The following is a 25,310-nucleotide window of genomic DNA, read 5'->3' on the forward strand; positions in this document are numbered from 1 at the left end:
AAGTCCGTGCGCTGCGCCCGGATTCAGGAGACTGACGACACTCGATGACGTTTTTCATACTGCCCCGATGACCATGCCGGGTCTGGCCGTATGACCGATGGCCACTGCGGTGTCGCATACGGGCTGCGATCATGACGCGATGTTTTTCCTCTGGAGCCGTCCATGTCGCTGATTTCCCACACCGCCCGCCCACTGCTCGGTCTCACCGTTGTCGCGGTCCTGGCTGGCTGCGCAGCCACCGCCAGCAAGCCGACCGCCGTCGAAGCCAACATCACCACCAAGGCGGTGGGCTATCTGGACACGAGCGCGGTTCCGGCCAGCCTGGACCTGGTGCCGGCACCACCGGCGGCCGGTTCGGCCGCCCTCGCCCTGGACGAACAGGTCAGCCGTGAAGCCCGCGCGCTGCGTGGCAGCCCGCGCTTCGCCCAGGCCGGCGTCGATGCGGAACTCGGCTTCCCCGAAGGCGCCAACCACTTCTCCTGTGCCGCCGACATCGACGTCGATGCAGTGAAGACCCCGGCGCTGTACCGACTGCTGGAGCGCAGCCGGATCGACGCCAGCGCCGCCACCAAGGCGGCCAAGAACCACTACCAGCGCCCGCGCCCGTTCATGGTCAACGGTGAGCCGACCTGCTCGCCGAAGGACGAGGACGGCCTGCGCAAGAACGGTTCCTATCCGTCCGGCCACACGTCGATCGGCTGGGCCTGGGCCCTGATCCTGTCGGAGATCGCGCCGGACCGCGCCGATGCCATCCAGGCCCGCGGCCGCAACTACGGCGAGAGCCGCCTGGTGTGCAACGTGCACTGGCAGAGCGACATCCTCGAAGGCCGCTTCATGGGCGCGGCCGCCGTGGCCCGCCTGCATGACAACGCTGCCTTCAACAAGGACCTGCTGGCCGCACGCAAGGAGATCGAGGCGGCGCGCAAGGCCGGTCGGCACTCCAGCCGCGACTGCGCCACCGAGAATGCGGTGCTGAAGGTGCGCCCGCAGAGCGCGCTGTAGGTCACGCCTCTGTAGAGCCGAGCCATGCTCGGCTCAGAGCAGCCGAGCGCAGGCTCGGCTCTACACGAAGCAGGAAACCAGAAGGGCCGGCATTGCGCCGGCCCTTCTGCATTGCATCAACGCAGCCACCGCATCAGAACTTCGCGGTGAACTCCACGCCCCAGGTACGCGGCTCGTTGAGGAAGCCGGTCAGGTTGTTGAAGTCGATCGCGCCGACCACGCGGGTCTGGTTGGTCAGGTTGCGACCGAACACCGCCACGTCGTACTGGCCGTAATCCCAGTTGTAGCCCAGGCGCAGGCCGCCTTCCAGCGAACTGCGGCCGCGGAATTCCGGCGACTCGTAGATGAAGAAGTTCACCGCACTGCGGTAGGCCCAGTCGGTGTAGGCGTACAGCTCGCTGCCATCGCTGAGCGGGAAGCCCACGCGCAGGGTCGCGTTGTGGATCCACTTCGGCGCCTGCGGCAGCGGGTTGCCGTTCACCAGCGCATAGGTCTGGCCGTTGATCACCGTGGTCGGGTCGGTGATGGTGCAGCCACCGCCGCAGATCGCCACCGCCAGGTTCTTGTCCTTGATCTCGGTGTCGTTGTAGCTGCTGCCGAAGGTCAGCAGGACGTTGTCGGCCAGGTAGGCCTCCAGGTCCAGCTCGACGCCCTGGCCGATGGTCTTGTCGGCGTTGAGCAGGGTGGCGGTGTTGTTGCTGCCGCCCACCGCGATCAGCTGCTGGCCATCGACGTTGTAGCGGAACACGCTCAGGCCCAGGCGCGCGCGGCGCTCGAACAGGTCGGCCTTGATGCCGGCCTCGTACGAGATCACCTTCTCCGAATCGGCCTGCGACAGGCCTGGCGCGAAGGCCAGGCGGCCCTGGATCGACGGCGCGCGGAAGCCCTTGGCCACGCGGGCATAGGCGTTGATGTCGTCGGTCAGCTTGTAGACGCCGCTGAGGTCCCAGCTGACGTCGTTGACGTCGGTGTTGGCCAGGTACGGGCCACTGACCGGGGTGCCGAACGGAACGGCCTGCAGCACGCTGGCGCTGAAGTCCTTCTTGTCTTGGGTGTAGCGCACGCCGGCACGCAGCTTGAAGCGGTCGGTGACATCGAAGTCACCCGAGGCGAACACCGCCCAGGCCTTGTTGCGCTGGTTCTGCACCACATGGCCGGTCTGCGGATTGCCCGGGGCCAGCGAGTCGTAGTTGAAGTTGTTGATGGTCACGTCTTCATCGAAGTAGAAGACGCCGGCCTGCCAGTCGAAGCGGCCCCACTCGTTGGACTCGATGCGGACTTCCTGCGTCCACTGGCGATGATGCGGCAGGCCGTCAGCCGACTCCGACGAGAACGGAATCAGGCCGGGGCCGTAGTTGCCGGCGCCAAGGAACGCCGCGCCGTAGCCACCGTCGATGTCACCGCGGTTGAGCGATTCGGCGGTTTCGTAGCCGGTGATCGAGTGCAGCGTCACCGAGCCGAGGTTCCACTGCAGGCGCGCGCTGCCACCCCAGGTCTTCAGGTCGGAGAAGTTGACGCCGTCGTTGGCCACCTTGTCGCGGTCGAAGTTCTCGACCAGCGAGTTGCCACCCTTCTCGATGATGTTGGCGCGGAACAGGCGGGCGGTGCCATTGAGCTTGCGCTTGTGCAGGTTGAACAGCGCTTCGAAGTCATCGCCTTCGTACAGGAACTGCACGCGGCCGGCGGCTTCGTCATAGCCTTCGAAGCCACTGTTGGGAGCGCCGACGCGGGTGTTGTCGACCCAGTCATCGCGGCGCTGGTAGATCGCCGAGACGCGTGCCGACCAGCGATCGGTCAGCGGGCCGCCGTAGGCGCCCTGCACGTTCCAGCTGTTGTAGCTGCCGTAGCCCACGCGCACGTAGCCGTCGGCATCCTGCGACGGTCGCGCCGAATCGAACTTGACCACGCCGGCCGGGGTGTTGCGGCCGAACAGCGTGCCCTGCGGGCCACGCAGCACTTCCACGTTGGCCAGGTCGAACAGCGGGAAGCCCTTCAGCAGCGGGCTTTCCTGCACCACGTCGTCATACACCAGCGACACCGGCTGCGACGCATTGAGGTCGAAATCGGTGTTGCCCAGGCCGCGGATGTAGAAGCGCGGGAAGGCACGGCCGTAGGACGACTCGATGTTGAGGCTGGGCACGCGTGCGGCCAGGAAACGGATGTCATCGCCGGCCGAACCGAGCACATCCAGCTTCTCGCCCTGGATCGCGGAGAGCGCGACCGGCACGTCCTTGGCGTTCTCGACACGGCGCTGCGCGGTCACCTGCAGGGCGTCGAGGGCAACCGGATCCTTGGCAGCGGGGGTTTCCTGGGCGGCTGCTACCAGCGGCAGCAGGGCGGAAAGAGCGGCAACGAGGGGGCGCGCGACCGGAAATCGGCCACGGGAAGTGCGGGTCGGGGACATGGCGGTAGGCTGTGTTTGGAGGGGTGGTAAAACGGCGCTACCAGATAATTGTTGCAATACAGCACCTACGCCGCAAATGCCCGCCGTTCATGGCCCCGTCGCCGGCACCCCCGGGCGCTCGCTAGACTCGGGGTTTCCAAGCGACGGACCCGCCGCCATGACCCAGTGGTACTTCCATGCCTCCGCCCAGGCCGAGCGCATCGGCCCGCTTGATGACGGGGCCGCACGCCGCTACGCGCAGGCCAATCCACGCGCCCTGGCATGGTGCCAGGGCATGAGCGGGTGGACGCCGATCGCCGAGGTGGCCGAGCTGCAGGCTCCGGCCCCGGGCATGCCCAACACGCCGCCGCCGGTCCCGGTCCCCGCCGGCGCCGGCGGCCGCGCCGACGACATCGAGTTCCGCATCGTCGGCCATGAAATGCAGTTCGTGGAGATCGAGCTCGACCCCGGCGAGAGCGCCATCGCCGAGGCCGGCGCCTTGATGTTCAAGGACGCCACGGTGCAGATGGACACGGTGTTTGGCGCTGCCAACGGTGACCAGGGCGGCTTCATGGGCAAGGTGATGGCCGCCGGCCGCCGTGTGCTGACCGGCGAGAGCCTGTTCGCCACCGTCTACACCCAGAGCGGGCATGGCAAGGGCAAGGTCGCCTTCGCCGCGCCCTACCCCGGCACGGTGCTGGCGATGAAACTGGACCAGCACGGCGGCCGCCTGATCTGCCAGAAGGACAGCTTCCTGGCCGGCGCGCGCGGCGTGCAGATCGGCGTGCAGTTCCAGCGCAGGATCATGACCGGCCTGTTCGGCGGCGAGGGCTTCATCATGCAGAAGCTGGAAGGCGACGGCTGGGTGTTCATCCACGCCGGTGGCTGCGTGATCGAGCGCGAGCTGGCCGCCGGCGAGCGCCTGGACGTGGATACCGGCTGCGTGGTGGCCTACCACTCCAGCGTGGACATGGACGTGCGCCGGGTGGCCGGCATCAAGAGCATGCTGTTCGGCGGCGAAGGCGTGTTCCTGGCCACGCTGACCGGCCCCGGCAAGGTCTGGCTTCAGTCGCTGCCGTTCTCGCGCCTGGCCGGCCGCATGTGGATGGCCGCACCGCAGGGCGGCGGCCAGAGCCGCGGCGAAGGCTCGGTGCTGGGCGGCCTGGGCCGGATGCTGGATGGTGACAACCGGTTCTGACCCACTCGTTTGGTAGGTGCCAACCTTGGTTGGCACATTCCTTCAGCGCGCGACCAGGCATTTGTGCGGACCAAGGTCCGCACCCACCAGAAGCGATTCACGTTTTTTTTGCTGAATAGGGAGTTCCCCCCACCCTGCCCGCCCCGCCACGGCTTCGGTATGCTGGCGCCCTTTCCTGAATCCAGCGCCGCGAGCGCACTGCCGATGAGCCTGTTCCGCCCCCGCATGCTGCTGTCCGTCGCCCTGATCGGCCTGCTGGCCGGCTGCGGTGGCGACCCGGTCCGCCCCACGCCGCCGCCGGCGCCGACCGTGGTGCCGCAGGCCAAGCCGATCAGGATCGGCATCGCCCTCGGTGGCGGCGCGGCCAAGGGCTTCGCGCATATCGGCGTGATCAAGATGCTGGAAGCCAACGGCTTCGAGCCGGCCGTGGTCTCCGGCACCAGCGCCGGCAGCGTGGTCGGTGCGCTGTATGCCAGCGGCATGGACGCCTTCCAGATGCAGAGCAAGGCAGTCGCGCTGGACGAAGCCAGCATCCGCGACGTACGCCTGTTCTCCGGTGGCCTGGTGCAGGGCCAGAAGCTGCAGGACTACGTCAACGAGCAGGTCGCCAACCGTCCCGCCGAGCGCCTGAAGAAACCGTTCGCCGCCGTTGCCACCCAGCTGGAAACGGGCGAGCGCGCGATCTTCGTGCGCGGCAACGTCGGCCAGGCGGTGCGCGCGTCGAGCAGCATCCCCGGTGTGTTCGAGCCGGTGAAGATCGGCGGCCGCAATTACATCGACGGCGGCGTGGTCAGCCCGGTGCCGGTGGATGCCGCGCGCCAGCTCGGCGCCGACTTCGTGATCGCCGTGGACATCTCCAGCAAGGCCAGCGGCAAGGCACCGACGGACATGCTGGGCATCGTCAACCAGTCCATCTCGATCATGGGCCAGCGCCTGGGCGAGCAGGAGCTGGCGCGCGCCGACATCGTCATCCGTCCGAAGGTACTGGACATCGGCGCCGCCGATTTCAGCCAGCGCGGCACCGCGATCCTGGAAGGCGAGAAGGCCGCAATGGCGGCCATGCCGCAGATCCGCGCGAAGATCCAGCAGTTGCAGCGCGCGCGCGCCGCCGCAGCGGCACCCGCGCCGGTGGCCGCACCAAAGTGCGAGGAAGCCTCGCGCCTGGGCAAGCTGATGGGCCGCAAGGACAAGTGCTGATCCATTGATGCCAGGCCACTGGGCACGCCTGGTGGCTGCTCAGGGCTCCAGCTGCGACAACGGCAACGCCTGGAAACCCTTCACCGTTCGCAGCACGAAGCTGGAATTGGCATCGGCCACGCCGCCGGCGTTGAGCAGCCGGTCCAGCAGGAAGTGCGAGAAGTGCTCCAGGTCGCGCACGTAGACGTGCAGCAGGTAGTCCATGTCGCCGGTCAGCGCATGGCAGGCCACCACCTCGTCCCACGCTTGCACGCTGTCCACGAAGTGGCCGATGGCGGCCTGGTCATGCTTTTCCAGCTGCACGCGCACGAAGGCCTGCAGGCCCAGGCGCAGCTGGCGCGGTTCCAGCCGCGCGCCATAGCCGACGATCACGCCCTCGCTTTCCAGCCGCTGCAGGCGGCGCAGGCAGGCCGAGGGCGAGAGGTTCACCCGTGTCGCCAGCTCGGCGTTGGTGGCGCGCCCATCCCGCTGGATTTCAGCCAGTAGACGTATATCCGTGCGATCGAACTGGACTTCTCCGGCCATTGTTGCCCCGCAACATGGTGAGTACGCAAGGATATTGCGCCAACAAGGCCAATCGACGCAACTTTTGCAACCCTGTTGCGTGCGCCCTGCCCTAGCATCGTGGGTATCCCGTCAAGGAGTGCCCCATGGACCTCGCCCAGCCCCGCCGCGTCGAACACCAGCAGACCGACAAGGGCTACGTGCCGGTGTATACCACCGCGCTCGTCGAGCAGCCGTGGGACACCTACAGCGCCGACGACCACGCCACCTGGAGCACGCTGTACCAGCGCCAGCGCGAACTGCTGGTCGGCCGCGCCTGCCAGGAGTTCCTGGACGCGCAGGACGAGATGGGCATGAGCGCACACATGATTCCGCGCTTCGACCAGCTCAACGAAGTACTGGGCGCCGCCACCGGCTGGACCCTGGTCGGCGTTGAAGGCCTGCTGCCGGAACTGGATTTCTTCGACCACCTGGCCAACCGCCGTTTCCCGGTGACCTGGTGGATCCGTCGCCCGGACCAGATCGACTACATCGCCGAACCGGACCTGTTCCACGATCTGTTTGGCCACGTGCCGCTGCTGATGAACCCGGTGTTCGCCGACTACATGGAGGCGTACGGCCGTGGCGGCGTCAAGGCCCACGCGATCGGCCCGGATGCACTGCAGAACCTGACCCGCCTGTACTGGTACACGGTGGAGTTCGGCCTGATCGATACGCCCGACGGCCTGCGCATCTACGGCGCCGGCATCGTGTCGTCGAAGGGCGAGTCGCTGTACTCGCTGGAATCGCCCGCGCCCAACCGCATCGGTTTCGACCTGCAGCGGATCATGCGCACCAAGTACCGCATCGACACCTTCCAGAAGACCTACTTCGTCATCGACAGCTTCGAACAGCTGATGCAGGCGACGTCGCCGGACTTCACCCCGATCTACGCGGCACTGGCCGACCAGGCGCATCTGCCGGCCGGTGATGTGCAGGGCGATGACCGCGTGTTCCAGAAGGGCACGGGTGAAGGCTGGGCCGACGGCGGCGACGTGTAAGCGCGTAACGCACACCGCTCCGCAGTGGAAACGGCGCACCCTGGTGCGCCGTTTTCGTTGTTGCCTGCACCGTTCTGTCGCGACGGCGCAGGCGAGGGCAGGACACTCAGCCGTCCACGGCCCGGCAGGAACCGCGCACCATCAGTTGCGGATGCACGCTGGCCGCAGCCGGCGCCTCCGGTACGTCGGTCTGCACCAGCATCGTGGCAGCCATGCGGCCGATGTCGGAGACGTGGCGGCGTACCGACGTCAGCGGCGGCCACAGCCGCGACGCCAGCGGGCTGTCGTCGTAGCTGACGATCGACAACTGCTGCGGCACCGCGATGCCCGCACGCAATGCCACCTGGTAGACGCCTGCGGCGATTTCGTCGTTGCCGGTGAAGATCGCACTGGGGCGTTGTCCGCCCATCAGCAGGCGTTCGGCGGCATGCACGCCGGACTCGAAGGTGTCGCCCGCTTCCAGCACGCGCTCGCCCGGCAGGGTCACGCCGACCTGGGCCAGCCGATCAAGGAAGCCGTGGGTCCGCTCGCGGGCAGCGCGCCGGTCACCGGGACCGGCAATCACCGCGATGTCGCGGTGGCCGAGCGAGAGCAGGTAGCCCGCAGCCGCCGCCGCACCATCGCGATCGTGGGTGACCACCGCCTGCACGTCTTCTTCCGACGCATGCGCGTTGATGCGGATGTGGCGGCAGTCGATCGCGTCGAGCATCTGCGCCAGCGCCATCGATTCGGAGGCGCGCGGGCCGAGGATCACGCCATGCAGTTTCTGCTGCTGCACGAAACGGCGCACGCCGTCCGCACAGTCCGGATCCTGGCTGTTGCACGGGTGCACCACCAGCTCATAGCCGGTGCCGCGCAGCGCTTCCAGCGCGCCGTGCTGCAGGTCGACAATGCATTGGGCGCCGGGGTCGTCATACACCAGGCCGATCAGGAAGGAGCGGCGGAACGCGAGTCCGCGCGCCAGCGGGTCGGGCACGTAACCGACCTCGCGCATCAACGCCTCGACCTTGTCGCGGGTGTCTTTGCGCACCAGCGGCGAGTTGTTGATGATTCTTGAAACCGTTTTCTTGGAAACTCCCGACAGTCGTGCGATGTCGTTGATCGTGGCAGCCTTGCCTTTCGATGCCGGCAACGCGGCATCGCTCATATTTCGCACTGACATGTATAGAACCAGGTAAGTCGGAGAATTCTAGCCTTGCACCCGTCGGATGCGAAGTTGCGGAACGTCGCAGCGGATCTGAATCGCGTCGTGTTCGACACGTTTTGCTGCGCGAGGTTCCCTTGTGATTGCTCTAGTGCCTCTGCATCTGAACCGTTCTTCTGCGCGTGTTCACCCTGAATGCGGACGCGACGCGCGCGAACGCCAACATTCCCTTAACCATGCTCCGCTACAGTCAGGTGCATGGACCTGCAGACCTCTCCGTTTCCGCCGTTCCGTGGCCGCGACCGGTTGATCGCTGCGGTCGATGCGGCGGTGACCGCCGGTGATGCCGGGCGCATCACCGCCGACCTGCAGCTGGCGCTGCAGGAAGCCATAACCGACAGCTGCATCGAATTGCCCGAATGCGTGCATCGGCCGGTCAGTGATCATTACGCGCGACGTCCGCTGTACCACAGCCGCGAACACGGCTACAGCGTGATCGCCATGAGCTGGGGCCCAGGGCAGGGCACGCCGCTGCACGACCACGATGCCATGTGGTGTGTGGAGGGAGTGTGGTTGGGCGAACTGGAGATCACCCGTTACGAGCTGCTGGAGCGCGCCGGCGAGCGCTGGCGTTTCCACCGCCACGCCACGCTGCGCGGAGGCTGCGGCAGTGCCGGCAGCCTGATCCCGCCGCACGAGTACCACACCCTGCGCAACGCCAGCGACGACGCATTGGCGATTTCTGTGCACGTGTACGAGTCGCAGATGGAGCGCTCGGCGGTGTTCGACCCGCTCGGTGGCGACTGGTACCAGCGCCGCATCCAGGCACTGCAGGCCGACCCGGCCTGACCGGGGCAGGGCGGGGCGACGCTGCCAGCACGTTCGTGAGCCCCGTGGCATCATGCGCCGCTGCGCTGCCGTACCCGGCGGCGATCCGCGATGCCCCGTCGGGCAAGGAGCAAGACCATGTCCAGCGCTGATCCGCGCCTGCGCGCGCTGTTGAAGCTGGCACCGGTGATCCCGGTGTACACCCCCGAAGATGTGAATGAAGCGGTCGACGTCGCCCAGGCACTGTTCCGCGGCGGCCTGCCGGTAATCGAGGTGACGCTGCGCACGCCGCAGGCGCTGGATGCGATCAAGGCGATGGTCGAGGCCGTGCCGGACGCGGTGATCGGTGCCGGCACCGTACTCGACGCCGCGCAGATGCAGGCAGCAAAGCAGGCCGGCGCGCGATTCGCGGTGTCCCCCGGTGCCACGCCGGCGTTGTATGCGGCCGCGCGTGATGCCGACCTGCCGTACCTGCCCGGTGCCGCCACCGCCTCGGACCTGATCCTGGGCCTGGAGCATGGCCAGGACACCTTCAAGTTCTTCCCGGCGGTGCAGGCCGGCGGCGCTGCACTGCTGACGGCCTGGCACGGTCCGTTCGCCGATGTGCGCTTCTGCCCGACCGGCGGCATCAGTGCGCAGACCGCGCCGCAGTTCCTGCATCTGCCCAACGTGCTGTGCGTCGGCGGTTCGTGGCTGACCACCCCGGCACTGCTGCAGACCCGCGACTGGGAGGCGATCGAACGCCTGGCCCGCGAGGCGTCCGTGCTGGCCAGCTGAACCTGCTCCGCGAATCTTCAAAGGTTTGATCGTGATCAAAGCGCCGGCCTCGTGCCGGCGTCATTCTGTGGGCAAGCGCACTACGGAGATCCGAACATGAATTCGACCATGAAGGCCGCTGTCGTGCGTGAGTTCGGCAAGCCACTGGTGATCGAGGAAGTCTCGGTACCACGCCCGGGGGCGGGCGAGGTACTGGTCAGGATCGAGGCCTGTGGCGTCTGCCACACCGACCTGCACGCCGCCGAGGGCGACTGGCCGGTGAAACCGAACCCGCCGTTCATCCCCGGCCACGAGGGCGTGGGGCACGTCGTGGCCGTGGGAGGCGGGGTAGGGCACGTCAAGGAAGGCGACAGGGTCGGCATCCCCTGGTTGTACTCGGCGTGTGGCCATTGCGAACACTGCCTGGGTGGCTGGGAAACGCTGTGCGAGACACAGCGCAATACCGGTTACTCGGTCAACGGCGGCTTCGCCGAGTACGCACTGGCCGATGCCAACTATGTCGGCCTGCTTCCGAAGGACGTGGGCTTCGTCGAGATCGCACCGGTGCTGTGCGCCGGCGTGACCGTCTACAAGGGCCTGAAGGTCACCGACACCAAGCCCGGCGACTGGGTGGCGATTTCCGGCATCGGTGGCCTGGGCCACATGGCGGTGCAGTACGCCCGTGCGATGGGCCTGAACGTGGCTGCGGTGGACGTGGACGACAACAAGCTGGCATTGGCCCGGCAGCTGGGTGCGCAGGTCACCGTGAACGCGCGCACCACCGATCCGGCCGCCTTCCTCAGGAAGGAGATCGGCGGCGCGCACGGCGCCCTGGTCACGGCGGTCTCACCGAAGGCGTTCGAGCAGGCGCTGGGCATGGTCCGCCGTGGCGGCACCGTCTCGCTCAACGGACTGCCGCCCGGTAATTTCCCGCTGGACATCTTCGGCATGGTGCTCAACGGCATCACCGTGCGCGGCTCGATCGTCGGCACCCGGCTGGACCTGCAGGAGTCGCTGCAGTTCGCCGCCGAAGGCAAGGTCGCGGCCACGGTCAGCACCGACCGCCTGGAGAACATCAACGACGTGTTCGCGCGCATGCACGCGGGCACCATTGAGGGCCGCGTGGTACTCGACTTCGCCGCCTGACCGCCCGTGCATGGCCGTCGTCGCTCCGTCCCCCTCTCCCACGGACGCGGCGGCCATGCCGATTCATCGGTAGTGCCGGCCGCTGGCCGGCAACGCGGGCACTCTGTGGCCGCCGTACAATGCGCGCATGCCCGGCCTGCTCAAGACCCTGTTCCTGTCCATCGTCGCCCTGATCGGCGGCGTCCTGTCGCTTGCGCTGGTCAGCAGCGTCGCCAGCTGGCTGCCCCCGTTGCTGGGCCTGTCGCCGGACAACAACAGCGTGCAGCTGGGCTGGGACCTCACCTTCAGCGTTCTTGGTGGCATCGCGGGCGTTTCCTTTGCCACCTATTACGCCCCCTGCTGGCCGCGTTCGCATGGCTTCTCGATCTGGTCGCTGATCGCGCTGGGCTGTGGCTACGCGATGTGGACGGCCGGTGCGGATTTCCCGTTCTGGTTCGTCATTGCGCTGCTGGCATCGCTGCCGCTGCAACTGCTGGCCGGTTGGTGGTTCGGCCGCCGCGCCTCGCGCGACGCAGGGTAACGCCGCCTTTGTAGAGCCGAGCCCATGCTCGGCTTTCATGCACATCGACACATGCAGCCGAGCATGGGCTCGGCTCTACAGGTCCATGCGCGGCAGCGTCTGCTCCAACTGCGCGATGCCCTGCCATGGGTCACTCTTCAGGCGTGGCGCCCTCGCCAGCGCCTTGCCCATGGGAAAGGCGTCGGCAGCACTGATGCGCGCCAGTTCCTCCCAGCGCAGCGGCACTGCCACACCGGCGGAATCGCGCGCGCGCAGCGACCACGAGCACACGCTGGTGGCCCCTCGGGTGTTGCGCAACCAGTCGATGAAGATGACGCCGCTGCGCTTGGCCTTGCTCATCGTCGCCACATAGCGATCAGGTTGCTCCTTTGCCATTGCCTGCGCAAAGGCCTCGCAGAACGCCTTCGCCTCGTCCCAGCCGGCCTTGGGCTGCAGCGGTACCACCACATGCAGCCCCTTGCCGCCAGACAGCCGCACGAAGCTCTCCAGGCCCACCTGCTGCAGACGATCACGCACATCACGCGCACCCGATTTCACCTGTGCCCAGCTGACGCCGTTGCCAGGATCGAGATCGAATACCAGTCGATCCGGATGCTCGGTGTCTGCTACGGTCGCACCCCACGGATGCAGCTCCAGCGTGTTCATCTGCACCAGCTGCAGCAGGCCCCGTGCGTCGTCGATATAGACGTAGTCCTCGCGGCCGCTCTTCTGCTGCAGGGGCACCGCGTGCACCGCGTCGCCCAGGCCGGGGCCATGATGCTTCTGGAAGAAACAGGCCTTGCCCACCCCATCGGGGCAGCGCAGCAATGACAGCGGCCGTCCGGCAATTTCGGGCAGGATCCAGCGCGCCATGCGCCGGTAATAGTCGGCCACGTCGCCTTTGCCCAGTCCCTGACTGGGAAACACCACCCGCTCCGGATGCGTGATCTGGACCTCACCCCCGGCTTCAGCAACTGCTGTTGCGTTGCTCATTCCCAGGTCCTCCTTCTGCTTGTCGCTGCGCAGCCGCTTGAAACTGGCCTGGCGCAGCAGGCCTTCCTTGCCCCAGCCACGGAACGCCACTTCCGCCACCGTCACCGGCTTCACCCAGCGCACGCTGGCGGCGCGGAACGGCACATGCGCCGGAAGCTGCAGCACGGGCGTCTTTACTGCCAGTGGCTGCAATGCCTTGAGCAGCGCGCGAAGGTTCTCGTCGTCGAAGCCGGTACCGACGCGGCCCACATAGCGCAGACCCTCCTTGTCCGGCGTTGCCAGCAACAATGATCCGAAACCCACCCGCGAGCCCCTGGGGGCCGTGTAGCCGACAATCACGAACTCGTCGGTGTCTTCGTGCTTCACCTTCACCCAGCTGCGTGCGCGGGTGTTCACGTACGGCGCGTCCACCTGCTTGCTGACGATGCCTTCGAATCCCGCCTGGCCACTGGCATCGAACACCTGCGGGCCCTGGTCGATCACATGTTCGCTGAAGGCCAGGATGCCGGGCACCGGTCCGATGAGATCCTTCAGCAGCGCTTTGCGTTCCAGCAATGGCGCACGACTGATGTCCGCGTTGGCCACACCCGGAAGATCGAACACGATGTAGCGCAGCGGTTGCTTCGAGCTTCCATCGATCACGCGCTGCAACGCTGCGAAATCGCTGCGCCCTTCCTTGTCCAGCACCACCAGCTCACCGTCCAGGCGCGCATCGCGCACCGGCAGCGCCTGCACGGCCTGCACGACCTCGGGGAAGTCATCGGTCCAATCCAGGCCATTGCGGGAGCGGAGCTTCACCTCGCCGTCGTGCAGATCGGCCAGCAGGCGATAGCCGTCCCACTTGATCTCGTGCAGCCAACGCGCGCCGTCCGGCGCGCTGTCGCGATGATCGGTCAATTGCGGCTTGAACCCATGCGGGTAGGGCGTGTCACGTGCGCCGTCCAGTTTCAGCGCGCGCGCATGCCAGCGTGCATCGGCCTTGCGGGTAGCCGTGCGTGCGGCGGGCACAGCACGCCCTGCCTTCCCCCCAGTGCGCTTCATCACGGTGGATGCGCGCTTGGGCACGTGCGCATCCAGCAGATCGTCTGCTTCGGCATCGCGCGCCTGCTCGTCGTCGCGCTTGATCAGCAGCCACTGCACCTGGCGTCCCTTCATTGCCGTGCGCACCAGCTTCCAGCCACCGGCCAGGCGTTGTCCATGCAGTACGAAGTCGATCTTTCCAGCTGCCAGCGCCTGCAGTGGATCGCCTTCGCAGGCCCAGGTGCCCTGATCGAACACCTCCACGTGCCCCGCGCCGTAGTGGCCTTCGGGAATGTCGCCCTCGAAGCCAGCGTAGGACAACGGGTGATCTTCCACTTCCACGGCCAGCCGCTTCTCGCCGACGCGAAGCGAAGGGCCTTTCGGCACTGCCCAGCTCTTCAGCACGCCGTCCATCTCAAGGCGGAAGTCATAGTGGCGCGAACTGGCATGGTGCAGCTGGATGACGAAGGTTGGCCGCCGCTGCGGATCACCGCGTGCGGGTGTGTCGTCAGGCTCCGGCGTCTGCCCTGTGCCTCCGCCAAGCCGGCGCTTGCGCCGGTACTGGTGCAGCGACATGGTTCAACCTGCCTTGCGCCGTGGTGCGGCCTTCTTCGCAGCCTTCTTCGTTGTCTTCTTTGCGGCCTTCTTCACCGTCGACTTTGCGGCTGCCTTGCGCGTTGCGGTCTTCTTCGCCGGCGTGCGCTTGTTCGCATCCAGGCTCTTCTGCAGCAATGCCATGAAGTCGACAACGTTCGTTGTCGCATCCTCGTGTGGTGCGGGCTCATCTTCCACCCGCGTGGTGCCGCCCTTGGACTTGATGCGCTTGTTCAGCACCTGCTGCAGGCGCTCGCGGAATTCATCGTGGTAGTGCGATGGGTCCCAATCGCCGGACATCGACTCGATCAACTGCTCGGCCATCGCCGTTTCCTTGCTGGTGATGCGGTAGTCGGACAGCTTGCCGGCAGGCAGCTTGTAGTCCTCGGGATCCACCAGTTCCTGCGGATAGCGCAGGATCATCAGCACCAGCGCGTCCGCATGCGGCATCACCGCACACAGGTACTCGCGCGTGCGCACCACCACCCGGGCAATGCCTACCTTGCCGGTACTGCGCAGCGTTTCGCGCAGGAGCACGTAGCCCTTTTCGGCCTTCTTGCCGGGCACCAGCAGGTACGGCTTCTCGTAGTAGCGCGGGTCGATCTGCGCTGCGTCCACGAAGGATTCCACCTCCACCGCTTCGTGGCTTTCCGGCGCCGCCGAGCGGATGTCGCCTTCCTCCAGCACGACATAACTGCCCTTGTCGTACTCATAGGCTTTGACGATGTCCTTCCAGGGCACTTCCTCGCCGGTGTCGGCGTTGACCCTTTCGAAACGGATCGGCTTGCGATCGCGCGAGTCGAGCATGCGGAACTGCAGGTCAACCTTGCGTTCGCCGGACATCAGCGACACCGGCACATTGAGCAGTCCGAAGGACAGCGTACCGGTCCAGATCGGGCGGGCCATGGACGCACCTTTGATGGGGCAGGGCACCCAGCTTCGGATGGGCGGTGTAAACCACCCGTGTCGATACCGTTCACGTGGGTTCCACGCAGGTGCGGTAGTGCCGGCCGCCGGCCAGCAGAGCTCGCGGCCTGAAGTGTCCTGGGGTTTCCGGCCAGCGGCCGGCACTACTGCAGCAACGGCCTCACCGCCGCCGCCGGAATATGGTCCAGCGCGCGCCAGGCGTCCTCCACCACCGGCCGCGCCTGCGACCAGCCCAGCCGCGACTGCCCGCGCATCTGTTCCCAGTGCTCGGCCAATTCCTCGCAGGTATCGGCAGCGTCGCCGCGCGGCCAGTCGGCAGCATGGGTTGTCAACGCGAAGGCATAGACCGGGCACAGGTCACGCCAGTTGCGATGACTTTGCCCGCGACGTTCCTCGTAGTCACTGAGCATGTACTGCAGATAGTCCTGGGCCACCGCCTGCGGATCCTCATGGCGGCGCGTGCGGCGCTGCGCGGTACGTTGGCCGAGCGGATCGAGCAGGGCGTTGAACACGGACGGTGCGGGTCGTTCAAGACGGGGCATGGCCGGCTCCTGCAGCGGGGGCGGGTGGGCAGGAATACGCGCGGTGCCGTTACCGGGGGGTGAGCGAGATGTTCATGACGCCAGGTTCGCAACGGCTTTACCTGCGGGGCGGTGTAGTGGAATCCCCCCAAGGGCAGGTACCAGACCATGAGCCGAGAGACCTCGCGAGACCCGCTGCGGGAGAACCACCCGCCCATTCCCGGCGAGCAGCGCGGCAAGCGCGATGCCGACAACGCCGACTACCGTGGCACCGGCGCACCGTTCTTCGATGCCGAGCACGGGAGCGACCATCTGCCGGTGAAGCACGAGGCTGAACAGGCGGCGCAGGACCGCAAGGATGGCGGTGACCGCCATCGCGGTGGCCAGGAAAGCCCGCTCAAGCGCCGCGAACGCAAGCAGCGCGCCAGCGACAACCAGGACGAAGCGCTGGAGGAGACCTTCCCGGCCAGCGACCCGACATCGCCGTTCGTGCCAGCCAAGGCCCCCGACTGACGGGTAGTGCCGGCCGCTGGCCGGCAACCTCCTGACGTCCTGCACGGCGCGATGCCGGCCAGCGGCCGGCACTACCCCTTCAACGCCACGACCATTGCAGGCCGACGTTGGCCCGCCGTCCCGGTCCCGGTTCGTAGAAGCGCCCGTTGCCATCGTTGACGATCACCGAGCCTATGTAGGCCTGGTCCAGCACGTTCTCCATCCGGGCGAAGGCGCGCAGCTCGCCACCCGGCAGGGCCCAGCGACGGCCGCCTTCCAGATGCAGCAGGGCGAAGCCGGGCGCGCGTTCGGTCGCCACGTCGTTGACTACGGTATCACTGCTGGCGGAGGCCTCCAGCGCCCACTGCCACTGGCCGGGCGACCATTGCAGCCGGGCAAAGGCCTGCTGGCGCGGTACCCCGGGCAGGCGGCTGCCGGCGGCAACCAGGGTGTTGGAGGTGAGGTACGGCGAACGCGCCTGCGCCTGCAGCCAGGTCCACGCCAGCTGCAGCTCCAGCTGCTCGGCCAGCGGCTGGCGATACTGCAGTTCCACACCCTGGCGGCGGGTGCGGCCGATGTTGCGATACGTGCTGCGACCGCCGATATTGCTGGCAACTGCCAGCTCATCGTCGGTATCTGCACGGAACAGGCTGACATCGAGCTGGGTTCCATCCTGTGCGTGCCACTTGCTGCCTAGCTCCAGGCTGCGGCTGCGGGCGGCCGCCAGATCCAGCGCCAGACCCGCCTGACCATCGGCGCGATACCCCAGCTCGTTGAAGGTGGGGGTCTCGAATCCACGCCCCACGGCGGCATGCAGGCGCCACTGCGGGCTGGCCTCGAAGCTGACGCCTGCCACCGGCGTGGTCGCCTGGTAGCGCCGGTGGCCACTGTCATCCGGGTTGCGGGTGGTGATGTAGCGATCGTCCGAGTCGAAACGCACCGCGCTGTGGCGCACCCCGGCCAGCAGCGACCAGCGCGGACTCCATTGCCACCAGGCTTGGGCGAACTGGTCCACGTTCTGCACGGTATCGATCTGGTCACGGCGCAGGCGCCCGCGCACCCCGAGGGCGCTGCCCACGAAGTTCTCGTAGCCGGTGCGGTGCTGGCGCTGGCGGTGGGCGCTGAGCCCGGCCACCAGGTCCAGCGGCCGGCCGGCGAGGTCGCCGTGCCAGCCCCAGCGCGCGTCCAGCCCGCCATACCCGCCCTGCAGATCGATCACGCCGCCGGCATGCAGCGGGCTGTTGGTCTGGGGTGCCGGCGGAATCGGCAGGTATTGGGTCACCGTGCGTTGGCCGGCATAGCCCATCAATTGCCAGCGCTGTGCCCCGGTCTCCCGGGTCCAGCGCAGGCCAGCCTGCTGCTGGCGCACCGATTTGCGGGTGTTGTACTGGTGCGCGACTGCCGTGGCCTGGCGCGGATCAGCCGCCACCTGGGCACGGCTCAGGCCCAGCGGATCCTGCGCATCGGGGGCATCCAGCGCATTGAGCAGCAGCTCCAGCCGCCCACCGCCCAGATCACCACCAATGCGTGCGTTGAGCGATTCGCGGCGCGCACGGCTGTGGTCCCGCCAGCCATCGGTGCGGAAGTGGTTGGCCGCGATGTTGTAGTCCAGCGCTGGGCCGGCACCCTTGAGCTGTGCGCCGACACTGAGGGTGTTGTCGGCGCCGGCATTCACGCGCAACCGCCACGGGTCACCGGCCTGGCCCTGCGCGCTCCAGACCTGCAGCACGCCGCCGGAGGAATTGCCGTACAGCGCCGAGAACGGCCCGCGCAGCACCTCGATGCGCTCGGCGCCCAACAGGCTGGCATGCGACAGCTGGCCCTGGCCGTCAGGCATGGTGGCCGGCACGCCGTCGATCAGCACCCGCACCCCGCGCACGCCGAAGGTCGAGCGTGCGCCGAAGCCACGAATCGACAGCTGCGTGTCCTGGGCGAAGTTCTGCCGGTCACGTGCCAGCAGTCCGGGGACCCCGGCCAAGGCCTCAGACAGCTGCGCACCGGTGCCCGCGCGGCTGGCGTCGATCCAGACCGTGTCCTGGCTGGCCGGCAGCGCGAACGGATCGATGCCCGGCACCCGGGCGGCCTGTACCTGCACCGCAGGCAGGGCGGTGGGCGCAGGCTCGGCCACCGCCGTCCAAGGCGACAGCAGCAGGGCGGACAGCGGCAGGCAACGGCGTCGTGCGGCGGGATTCATGATTCAGGTTGATGGATCGGGCGGCAACGCACGCCATGGTACGGGGCCGCGGATGACGATGGCGGCGGCCAGCCCCGGCAGGCTTTGTTACGATGGGCTGTTTCCGGCCGAAAAGCCGCGGACCGCGTAGCGCACTTCCTCCCCCTTTCCGTCTACCGAACGAGTACCGCCGTGTCCTTCTTTGCAAACGTGGAACTGGTCCCAGGCGACCCGATCCTGGGCCTGACCGAGGCGTACAACGCCGACAGCCGCCCGACCAAGGTCAACCTGGGTGTGGGCATCTACTACGACGAGAGCGGCCGCATTCCGCTGCTGCGCGCCGTCAAGCAGATCGAGCAGCAGCTCGCCGCTGACGCCAAACCGCGCGGCTACCTGCCGATCGATGGCCTGCCGGCGTACACGCAAGCGACGCGTGAGCTGGTGTTCGGCAAGGATTCGCCGCTGCTGGCCGCCGGCCGCGTGACCACCGCGCAGACCGTTGGTGGCAGCGGTGCGCTGCGCGTCGGCGCCGACGTGCTGAAGAAGCTGCTGCCGCACGCCACCGTTGCGCTGAGCAACCCGAGCTGGGAGAACCACCGTGCGGTGTTCAGCGCCGCTGGTTTCGAGGTGCTGGATTACACCTACTTCGACCCGGGCACCCATGGCGTCGATTTCGACGGCATGCTGGCCGACCTGGGCAAGCTGGAAGCAGGCACCGTGGTGCTGCTGCACGCCTGCTGCCACAACCCCACCGGCGCTGACCTCACGGTCACCCAGTGGAAGCAGGTCGCGCAACTGCTGAAGGACAAGCAGCTGTTCCCCTTCATCGACATGGCCTACCAGGGCTTCGACAAGGGCATCGAGCAGGACGGCGCAGCGGTGCGCATCATCGCCGAAGCCGGCATCGACAGCTTCATCGTCGCCAACTCGTACTCCAAGTCGTTCTCGCTGTATGGCGAGCGCGTGGGTGCGCTGTCGATGGTGGCGCCGACCGCCGCTGACGCCAAGGCCGTGCAATCGCAGGTCAAGCGCGTGATCCGCACCATCTACTCCAGCCCATCCACCCACGGCGCTGCACTGGTGGCCGGCGTGCTGACCAACCCGGAACTGCGTGCGATGTGGGAGCAGGAGCTGACCGAGATGCGCGAGCGCATCCACGCCCTGCGCCACGGCCTGGTCGAGAAGCTGGCCGCTGCCGGTGCACCGCAGTTCGGTTTCATCAACGAGCAGGCCGGCATGTTCTCCTACTCCGGCCTGAGCCGTGAGCAGGTCGAGCGCCTGCGCGACGAGTTCGGCATCTACGCCGTCGGCACCGGCCGTATCTGCGTGGCCGCGCTGAACCAGAACAACCTGGAATACGTCGCCAAGGCCGTGGCCACCGTCGCCAAGGGCTGAAGCAACGCTCCAGTAGCTTGAGGACAAAGGCGCCGAAAGGCGCCTTTGTTTTTTGCGCCCTGGTCTCTGTAGAGCCGAGCCTACGCTCGGCTTGTGCGGCATGAAGGACGAAGAGCAGCCGAGCGCGGGCTCGGCTCTACAGAAGGAAGGCGCCACGAGCGCAACGCATCTGGAAACGATTACGCCTTCCCGCGCTCACGCACGCCCCCGCCAGACGGGCGACAATAGGCGTTTTCCCGCTGCCGAGACCTGCCCGCTCATGTCCCGTACTTCGTTGACCCGCTTCCTGATCCAGGAACAGCACGCCGGCCGCATCAATGCCGACCTGCGCCAGCTGATCGCGGTCGTCGCCCGCGCCTGCACCAGCATCTCCATCGCCGTCAGCAAGGGCGCCCTCGGTGGCGTGCTCGGCGACGCCGGTACCGGCAACGTGCAGGGTGAAGCGCAGAAGAAGCTCGACGTCATCAGCAACGAGATCCTGCTCGAAGCCAACGCCTGGGGTGGCCACCTCGCCGCCTGCGCCTCGGAGGAAATGGACCACAGCCAGCCGGTGCCGGACATCTATCCCCGCGGTGATTTCCTGCTGCTGTTCGATCCCCTCGATGGCAGCTCCAACATCGACGTCAACGTCTCCGTCGGCACCATCTTCTCCGTGCTGCGCTGCCCGACCAATGTCGAGCTGCCGGGCGACGACGCCTTCCTGCAGCCGGGCAGCAAGCAGATCGCCGCCGGCTACTGCATCTACGGGCCCAGCACCCAGCTGGTGCTGACCGTCGGCCATGGCACCCACGCCTTCACCCTGGACCGCGAGAAGGGCGAGTTCGTGCTGACCACCGAGAACATGCAGATCCCGGCGGCCACCCAGGAATTCGCGATCAACATGTCCAACCAGCGCCACTGGGAAGCGCCGATGCAGGCCTACGTCGGCGACCTGCTGGCGGGCAAGGAAGGCGTACGCGGCAAGAACTTCAACATGCGCTGGATCGCCAGCATGGTGGCCGACGTGCATCGCATCCTGACCCGCGGCGGCATCTTCATCTACCCGTGGGACAAGAAGGACCCGTCCAAGGCCGGCAAGCTGCGCCTGATGTACGAAGCCAACCCGATGGGCCTGCTGGTCGAGCAGGCCGGCGGTGCCGCCTGGACCGGCCGCGAGCGCATCCTCGACATCCAGCCCGACCAGCTGCACCAGCGCGTGCCGGTGTTCCTCGGTTCGCGCGAGGAAGTGGCCGAGGCCGTGCGCTACCACCACGCACACGACGACGCACAGGGCTGACAACCGATCGCCTGACAGCGGTCATGGCAGATCGATGACATGACCGTGGGGTGACACCGAGGGCGGCAAACGGCACCATCAAGCCGTTGCCGCCGAAGGAACGCACGCATGCACGAGCAGGGCCCGGTCGATTTCATCGAAGTCATCCACAACGCCGTCCCCAGCGAGGTCTGCGCGGCGATCGTCGAGCGCATGCGTGCGACGCGTGGCCTGCTGCCCGGTGCGGTGGGCAGTGGCGTGTTCCCGGAACTCAAGCACAGCAAGGATCTGCGCATCAGTGGCCTGGACGGCTGGCAGGATGTTGATCAGCAGCTGCAGATTGCGGTGTTCAACGGCCTGCTGACTTATCTACGCCGTTATCCACAGGCGTTGATCGCCCCACTGATGTTGCAGATCCAGGACAGCAACGGCCAACCGCGACGCCTGTCTGCCGAGGACTTCCCCGACATGCCGCAGCAGCAGCTGGCCGACCTGGCCCGCACCTGCCTGCGCCCGGGTGCGATCAACCTGCAGTGGTATGCGGCGGGCGAGGGCGGCTACCCGTACTGGCACTGCGAGCTGTACCCGAAGGATGCGCAGGCCGAGACCCTGCACCGGCATGTGCTGTGGACGCTGTACCTCAACGACGAATTCGAAGAGGGCGAAACCGAGTTCATGTTCCAGGGCCGCAAGATCGCGCCACGTACCGGCAGCCTGTTGATCGCCCCGACGGCGTTCACCCACACCCATCGCGGGAATCGGCCACAGGGCGGCGACAAGTTCATCGCGACCAGTTGGATCCTGTTCCAGAGTGCGCAGAAGTTGTTTGGAGGAGGGTGAAGCAAACTGGTCACTCGATGTTCTCAGCATCTTGTCCGGATCAAGAAGCGGGCCCCCGAGATCCTGTGCTGTCGTGCGGGCAGTTGGTGCTATCTCCTAAGGCAATCCGCTACTCGGGCTGCCCTCGCTGATAAGAGAATCTCCAGGGGCGTGCACGCCTTCCCAGGCGCCCACCTGACCCAGCGGTCTCCGGATGGCATTCAGTTCATAGCTGAGCTCGCGCATCTTGCAGTGGTCCTTCCAGCCCGCGGGGCTATCGAGATCAAAGCGCGCGTTGATGCGAAGCTGCATCAGATCATTGGATTTCCTGAGGATTTCGACGCTGCCTGAAACGGCCTTTCCGTAGCATCCAGTGCTGCCAGGTCTCATGCTAAGGCCAGTGCTGTAGAACGCCCTGATATCACCCTCCGTCAAACTGAAGACATCGCCCTCCGCCAGATTCGGGGGAAGGATCAATGTCAGCTTCCTGTATCTTTCATTCTCAATCTTGGTCGCTGTGTACTCGCGCAATGCCACTACGACATTGTCGCCATCAACAATCCGATGGCACGCAAGTGAAATTTCCCTGTAGTCAGACCTTTCGCAGCCGGTCACATCAGAGTTGGCGTTAGACACGTAGAAGGCGCTGATCTTATGGCTACCAGGAAGCAGCGACGCGCACGCGCTGCAGCTCAAGCCTAGAACAAGCGCAATCAACAATCTCGTTCGCACAGTCGCGCTCCCCAGAAACATCTACTTGTACGGTGCGAATTTTTTATATCGCTCGCGTCGTAACCACGGCGGTCGACACCGACCAGCTCGCCCGGAACCACCGGCTCAGAATCAGGGTCTCGGCTTCCTACCTGGCCTGATCAAGGTCTTGTGCATGACCCAGGCGATCCAGCCGCAGACCAATCCGATCCCCGCGACAATGATTTCCTCTTCCTCGAAGGCAGTTCCATTTAGCCCTTGATAGGCGACGAACGCGATTGCTCTCAATGACAGCAAAGCAAATAAACCAACAGGTACCCAAAGTAGAATCTTCATCACTCTCCAAATCGCGATCGCACAAACCAGTGCTGGACGACTGGCAATCCTGGATCTCTTTTCCTGCTTTTTCGCGGTGCCATAAGTTCCTCGCACAGTCGCCTTACCGCGGATGATGTACCCAGTGCCTTGAATCCGCCGCGAGCGGTCGTCCAGTCAGAAATGATTCTGACTGCCTTGGCTCTGTGATGCCCCAGGAGAGCTCCGCCACTCTTCAAGGCTGCCATGCCAGGACCTCCAGTCAATGCCTTCTCAGCAATGGACCCGGACCACGGTCGAACGAACTCACCTCTACCGAGGGCGGCGGCGATAGAGAATCCCTCCCGCCATCAGACCAAAGAGGGCGACGCCGAAGCCCACGAGTTCTTCGTTCCCAAGCGCGTTTCCTGACATCAGCTTGGCAGTCGTCAGCAGAAGAAAGTTCAGTGGAAGCATCCAAAGGAACGCGATGCCGAGCCGGTGGATGATCTTCATTTCAGTTATCGCATTGTTCCAGATACATCGAAATAAGCCAGTATTGGGTAAAGGTTGATCCGCTCGATTATCTGGCAGGTCCAAAGGATCCCAAGAGGTTGCCGTTGCCGCCTTGCCAGGCACTGAGCTTCTCGACGGGGATCTCCTCGAGTTGACAGGTGAACTGGAGATAGAAGGAACGGTCCTCCTTTCGATAGCTGTTCCACCCAACAGCCGTCACTTTGACTTCGATCCGACTGTCGCCCTTGTGCGGCCGATGTAGTTCGATATCCGCTGAATCGGACAACCAGTAGTCTCCCTTGTGCGCGAAGCCCGCGCTGCCACTGCTCAGGCGTGCGCCGAGCACGGCCGGAATCCCTTCAGAGGACGGAGTGTATCCAGACAGGGTGCCGGTGACCTTGGTGAACTCTTGGGAATCCATCACGCCCGGTGATTCCGAGAACAGGCGAAGCAGAAGAAGGGTGTCGGTGCCCTTGCTGACCACCTGACCTGCATTTGCTGTCCACAAACGTTGTTCGAACTCGTCCAGGCCAGCCGGCATTTCAGTGACGACCGCGGCCTGCGGAACGACGATGCATTCGTGCAGGGCGCGGGCCTGGACTTGCAGGGTCGCAAGGCAGAGAAGAAGACCACTGGCACGGAAGCAGTGACTGCATTTCATCGTGTACAACACCAGGCGATGCGGCAGGGTGTGGATTGTTACCGGTGGATCGCGCTGCGGTCCAGAGCCCTAGAACAGACTGCCCTGCGGCGACTCCTTCTTCGGCGGCAGCGGCTTCTGGAAACGGCTGCAATCCAGCTTCGGCCAATGGCTGTTCTGTGCATTGAAGCCCAGACGCTTGCGTGCCAGCTTGAAGCGGTTGTTCAACAGATCGGCATACACGCCCTGGCCACGCATACGCGTGCCGAACTGGCTGTCGTAGTCCTTGCCACCGCGCAGCTGCTGGATGGTGCTCATCACGTGCGCAGCGCGATCGGGATGGTGCGTATCCAGCCAGTCGCGGAACAGCGGTGCCACTTCCAGCGGCAGGCGCAGCAGCACGTAACCGGCGGTGCTCGCACCTGCGCCGTGCGCAGCCTCCAGCACGGCTTCCAGCTCGCTGTCGTTGATCCAGGGAATCACCGGTGCCACCATCACACCGACCGGAATGCCGGCGTCATGCAGGCGCTTCATCGCGCGCAGCCGTGCATGTGGCGCTGATGCACGCGGTTCCAGCTTCGCGGAAAGATGCGGGTCCAGCGAGGTCACCGAGAAGTGCACGCTGACCAGGTTCTCCGCGGCCAGCGGCGCGAGCAGATCGATGTCGCGCTCGACCAGTGCGTTCTTGGTGATCAGTGAGAACGGATGCCGGGTCTCCAGCATCACTTCAATCAGCTGGCGGGTCAGCTTGAACTTGCGTTCGATCGGCTGGTACGCATCGGTGTTGATGCCCAGTGCGATCGGCTGCGGCACATAGCCCGGTTTCGACAGTTCCTTGCGCAGTAGCTGCGGCGCATTGGTCTTGGCGAACAGCTTGGTCTCGAAGTCCAGCCCCGGCGACAGGTTCAGATAGGCATGCGAAGGGCGGGCGAAGCAGTACGAGCAGCCGTGCTCGCAACCGCGGTAGGGATTCACCGATTGACTGAAGCCGACGTCGGGCGAGTTGTTGCGGGTGATGATGCTGCGCGCGGTTTCGGCGCGTACTTCGGTGCGCAGGCGCGGGGCGAGGAACTCTTCGCTTTCGTCGACCGCCCAGCCGTCGTCCACCACCTCGCTGACGGTGCTTTCAAAGCGCCCGGCAAGGTGGGACGTGGAACCTCGGCCCTTGATCGCAATACCCATTGCGGCAGGGTACGTCGTGGCCGTCTCAATGGCTGCGACGGCCGCCTGAAGGGTTCAGGGCGAGGCTGAGCCGAGCATGGA

General features: G+C 66.0%; 24 protein-coding genes. 12 read left to right on the forward strand and 12 right to left on the reverse strand.

Features of this window, described 5'->3' with window-relative positions:
• The first annotated feature begins 162 nt into the window (after nucleotides 1-162).
• Nucleotides 163-1,002, forward strand: a complete 840-nt coding sequence (locus J3A72_RS01575) for a phosphatase PAP2 family protein (protein WP_049408886.1) — start codon at nucleotides 163-165, stop codon at nucleotides 1,000-1,002.
• A gap of 133 nt (nucleotides 1,003-1,135) precedes the next feature.
• On the opposite strand, the gene J3A72_RS01580 is transcribed toward J3A72_RS01575, so the two are convergent.
• Entirely contained in the window at nucleotides 1,136-3,406 is a 2,271-nt protein-coding gene (locus J3A72_RS01580) for a TonB-dependent receptor (protein ID WP_075075932.1), read from the reverse strand.
• Between the two features lie 157 nt (nucleotides 3,407-3,563).
• On the opposite strand from J3A72_RS01580, the gene J3A72_RS01585 reads away from it, so the two are divergent.
• Nucleotides 3,564-4,583: a TIGR00266 family protein gene (locus J3A72_RS01585; RefSeq protein ID WP_032962348.1), complete on the forward strand. Its 1,020-nt coding sequence runs from the start codon at nucleotides 3,564-3,566 to the stop codon at nucleotides 4,581-4,583.
• A gap of 204 nt (nucleotides 4,584-4,787) precedes the next feature.
• Complete coding sequence (locus J3A72_RS01590; protein ID WP_032958418.1) at nucleotides 4,788-5,780, forward strand: patatin-like phospholipase family protein; 993 nt, start codon at nucleotides 4,788-4,790, stop codon at nucleotides 5,778-5,780.
• Between the two features lie 39 nt (nucleotides 5,781-5,819).
• Here J3A72_RS01590 and J3A72_RS01595 read toward each other — a convergent pair whose 3' ends face one another.
• A complete protein-coding gene (locus J3A72_RS01595; RefSeq protein WP_014645428.1) occupies nucleotides 5,820-6,305 on the reverse strand; it encodes an Lrp/AsnC family transcriptional regulator in 486 nt (161 codons plus the stop codon).
• A 125-nt stretch (nucleotides 6,306-6,430) separates the two neighbouring features.
• On the opposite strand from J3A72_RS01595, the gene phhA reads away from it, so the two are divergent.
• Nucleotides 6,431-7,324, forward strand: coding sequence for a phenylalanine 4-monooxygenase (gene phhA, locus J3A72_RS01600; RefSeq protein ID WP_075075933.1), 894 nt, complete (start codon nucleotides 6,431-6,433; stop codon nucleotides 7,322-7,324).
• Nucleotides 7,325-7,430: 106 nt separating this feature from the next.
• On the opposite strand, the gene J3A72_RS01605 is transcribed toward phhA, so the two are convergent.
• Nucleotides 7,431-8,486 (reverse strand): LacI family DNA-binding transcriptional regulator, encoded by a 1,056-nt coding sequence (locus J3A72_RS01605; RefSeq protein ID WP_075075934.1) that lies wholly within the window; start codon nucleotides 8,484-8,486, stop codon nucleotides 7,431-7,433.
• Nucleotides 8,487-8,726: 240 nt separating this feature from the next.
• Here J3A72_RS01605 and J3A72_RS01610 point away from each other — a divergent pair, with 240 nt between their 5' ends.
• The 4 genes from J3A72_RS01610 (at nucleotide 8,727) to J3A72_RS01625 (ending at nucleotide 11,718) form a co-directional block, all read left to right on the forward strand.
• On the forward strand, nucleotides 8,727-9,317 hold the full coding sequence (locus J3A72_RS01610) for a cysteine dioxygenase family protein (protein ID WP_075075935.1): 591 nt from the start codon (nucleotides 8,727-8,729) through the stop codon (nucleotides 9,315-9,317).
• Between the two features lie 117 nt (nucleotides 9,318-9,434).
• Nucleotides 9,435-10,073 carry a bifunctional 4-hydroxy-2-oxoglutarate aldolase/2-dehydro-3-deoxy-phosphogluconate aldolase gene (gene eda / locus J3A72_RS01615; RefSeq protein WP_075075936.1) on the forward strand — a complete coding sequence of 213 codons (639 nt, stop codon included), beginning with the start codon at nucleotides 9,435-9,437 and terminating at the stop codon, nucleotides 10,071-10,073.
• 96 nt (nucleotides 10,074-10,169) lie between these two features.
• The gene (gene adhP / locus J3A72_RS01620; protein ID WP_075075937.1) at nucleotides 10,170-11,198 is read left to right on the forward strand and encodes an alcohol dehydrogenase AdhP; all 1,029 of its coding nucleotides are present in this window, start codon (nucleotides 10,170-10,172) and stop codon (nucleotides 11,196-11,198) included.
• Between the two features lie 127 nt (nucleotides 11,199-11,325).
• On the forward strand, nucleotides 11,326-11,718 hold the full coding sequence (locus J3A72_RS01625) for a hypothetical protein (RefSeq protein ID WP_075075938.1): 393 nt from the start codon (nucleotides 11,326-11,328) through the stop codon (nucleotides 11,716-11,718).
• 75 nt (nucleotides 11,719-11,793) lie between these two features.
• On the opposite strand, the gene ligD is transcribed toward J3A72_RS01625, so the two are convergent.
• From ligD to J3A72_RS01640, 3 genes are all read right to left on the reverse strand, one after another.
• Nucleotides 11,794-14,286, reverse strand: coding sequence for a DNA ligase D (ligD, locus tag J3A72_RS01630; protein ID WP_075075939.1), 2,493 nt, complete (start codon nucleotides 14,284-14,286; stop codon nucleotides 11,794-11,796).
• 3 nt (nucleotides 14,287-14,289) lie between these two features.
• Complete coding sequence (locus J3A72_RS01635; RefSeq protein WP_049408879.1) at nucleotides 14,290-15,210, reverse strand: Ku protein; 921 nt, start codon at nucleotides 15,208-15,210, stop codon at nucleotides 14,290-14,292.
• A 164-nt stretch (nucleotides 15,211-15,374) separates the two neighbouring features.
• Complete coding sequence (locus J3A72_RS01640) at nucleotides 15,375-15,773, reverse strand: hypothetical protein (RefSeq protein WP_014035432.1); 399 nt, start codon at nucleotides 15,771-15,773, stop codon at nucleotides 15,375-15,377.
• A gap of 147 nt (nucleotides 15,774-15,920) precedes the next feature.
• Here J3A72_RS01640 and J3A72_RS01645 point away from each other — a divergent pair, with 147 nt between their 5' ends.
• Nucleotides 15,921-16,265 carry a hypothetical protein gene (locus tag J3A72_RS01645; RefSeq protein WP_049408878.1) on the forward strand — a complete coding sequence of 115 codons (345 nt, stop codon included), beginning with the start codon at nucleotides 15,921-15,923 and terminating at the stop codon, nucleotides 16,263-16,265.
• A gap of 79 nt (nucleotides 16,266-16,344) precedes the next feature.
• Here the strand turns inward: J3A72_RS01645 and J3A72_RS01650 are convergent, their stop codons facing one another.
• Complete coding sequence (locus tag J3A72_RS01650) at nucleotides 16,345-18,438, reverse strand: TonB-dependent receptor (protein WP_075075940.1); 2,094 nt, start codon at nucleotides 18,436-18,438, stop codon at nucleotides 16,345-16,347.
• 171 nt (nucleotides 18,439-18,609) lie between these two features.
• Between J3A72_RS01650 and J3A72_RS01655 the strand changes: the two genes are divergently transcribed.
• From J3A72_RS01655 to J3A72_RS01665, 3 genes are all read left to right on the forward strand, one after another.
• On the forward strand, nucleotides 18,610-19,812 hold the full coding sequence (locus tag J3A72_RS01655; RefSeq protein WP_075075941.1) for an amino acid aminotransferase: 1,203 nt from the start codon (nucleotides 18,610-18,612) through the stop codon (nucleotides 19,810-19,812).
• 259 nt (nucleotides 19,813-20,071) lie between these two features.
• Nucleotides 20,072-21,088 carry a class 1 fructose-bisphosphatase gene (locus J3A72_RS01660; protein ID WP_032957939.1) on the forward strand — a complete coding sequence of 339 codons (1,017 nt, stop codon included), beginning with the start codon at nucleotides 20,072-20,074 and terminating at the stop codon, nucleotides 21,086-21,088.
• Between the two features lie 108 nt (nucleotides 21,089-21,196).
• Nucleotides 21,197-21,907, forward strand: a complete 711-nt coding sequence (locus J3A72_RS01665; protein WP_053494964.1) for a 2OG-Fe(II) oxygenase — start codon at nucleotides 21,197-21,199, stop codon at nucleotides 21,905-21,907.
• 96 nt (nucleotides 21,908-22,003) lie between these two features.
• On the opposite strand, the gene J3A72_RS01670 is transcribed toward J3A72_RS01665, so the two are convergent.
• From J3A72_RS01670 to J3A72_RS01690, 5 genes are all read right to left on the reverse strand, one after another.
• Complete coding sequence (locus J3A72_RS01670; RefSeq protein ID WP_140222840.1) at nucleotides 22,004-22,606, reverse strand: hypothetical protein; 603 nt, start codon at nucleotides 22,604-22,606, stop codon at nucleotides 22,004-22,006.
• Between the two features lie 123 nt (nucleotides 22,607-22,729).
• Entirely contained in the window at nucleotides 22,730-22,933 is a 204-nt protein-coding gene (locus tag J3A72_RS01675; RefSeq protein WP_046427592.1) for a hypothetical protein, read from the reverse strand.
• 291 nt (nucleotides 22,934-23,224) lie between these two features.
• Complete coding sequence (locus tag J3A72_RS01680) at nucleotides 23,225-23,407, reverse strand: hypothetical protein (protein ID WP_041863994.1); 183 nt, start codon at nucleotides 23,405-23,407, stop codon at nucleotides 23,225-23,227.
• Nucleotides 23,408-23,474: 67 nt separating this feature from the next.
• Entirely contained in the window at nucleotides 23,475-24,080 is a 606-nt protein-coding gene (locus tag J3A72_RS01685) for a hypothetical protein (RefSeq protein ID WP_229653730.1), read from the reverse strand.
• A 57-nt stretch (nucleotides 24,081-24,137) separates the two neighbouring features.
• Nucleotides 24,138-25,229, reverse strand: coding sequence for a PA0069 family radical SAM protein (locus J3A72_RS01690; protein WP_075075943.1), 1,092 nt, complete (start codon nucleotides 25,227-25,229; stop codon nucleotides 24,138-24,140).
• Between the last annotated feature and the right edge of the window lie 81 nt (nucleotides 25,230-25,310).

This window comes from Stenotrophomonas sp. PvP093 (assembly GCF_017876915.1).
Classification (GTDB): Bacteria; Pseudomonadota; Gammaproteobacteria; order Xanthomonadales; family Xanthomonadaceae; genus Stenotrophomonas; species Stenotrophomonas muris.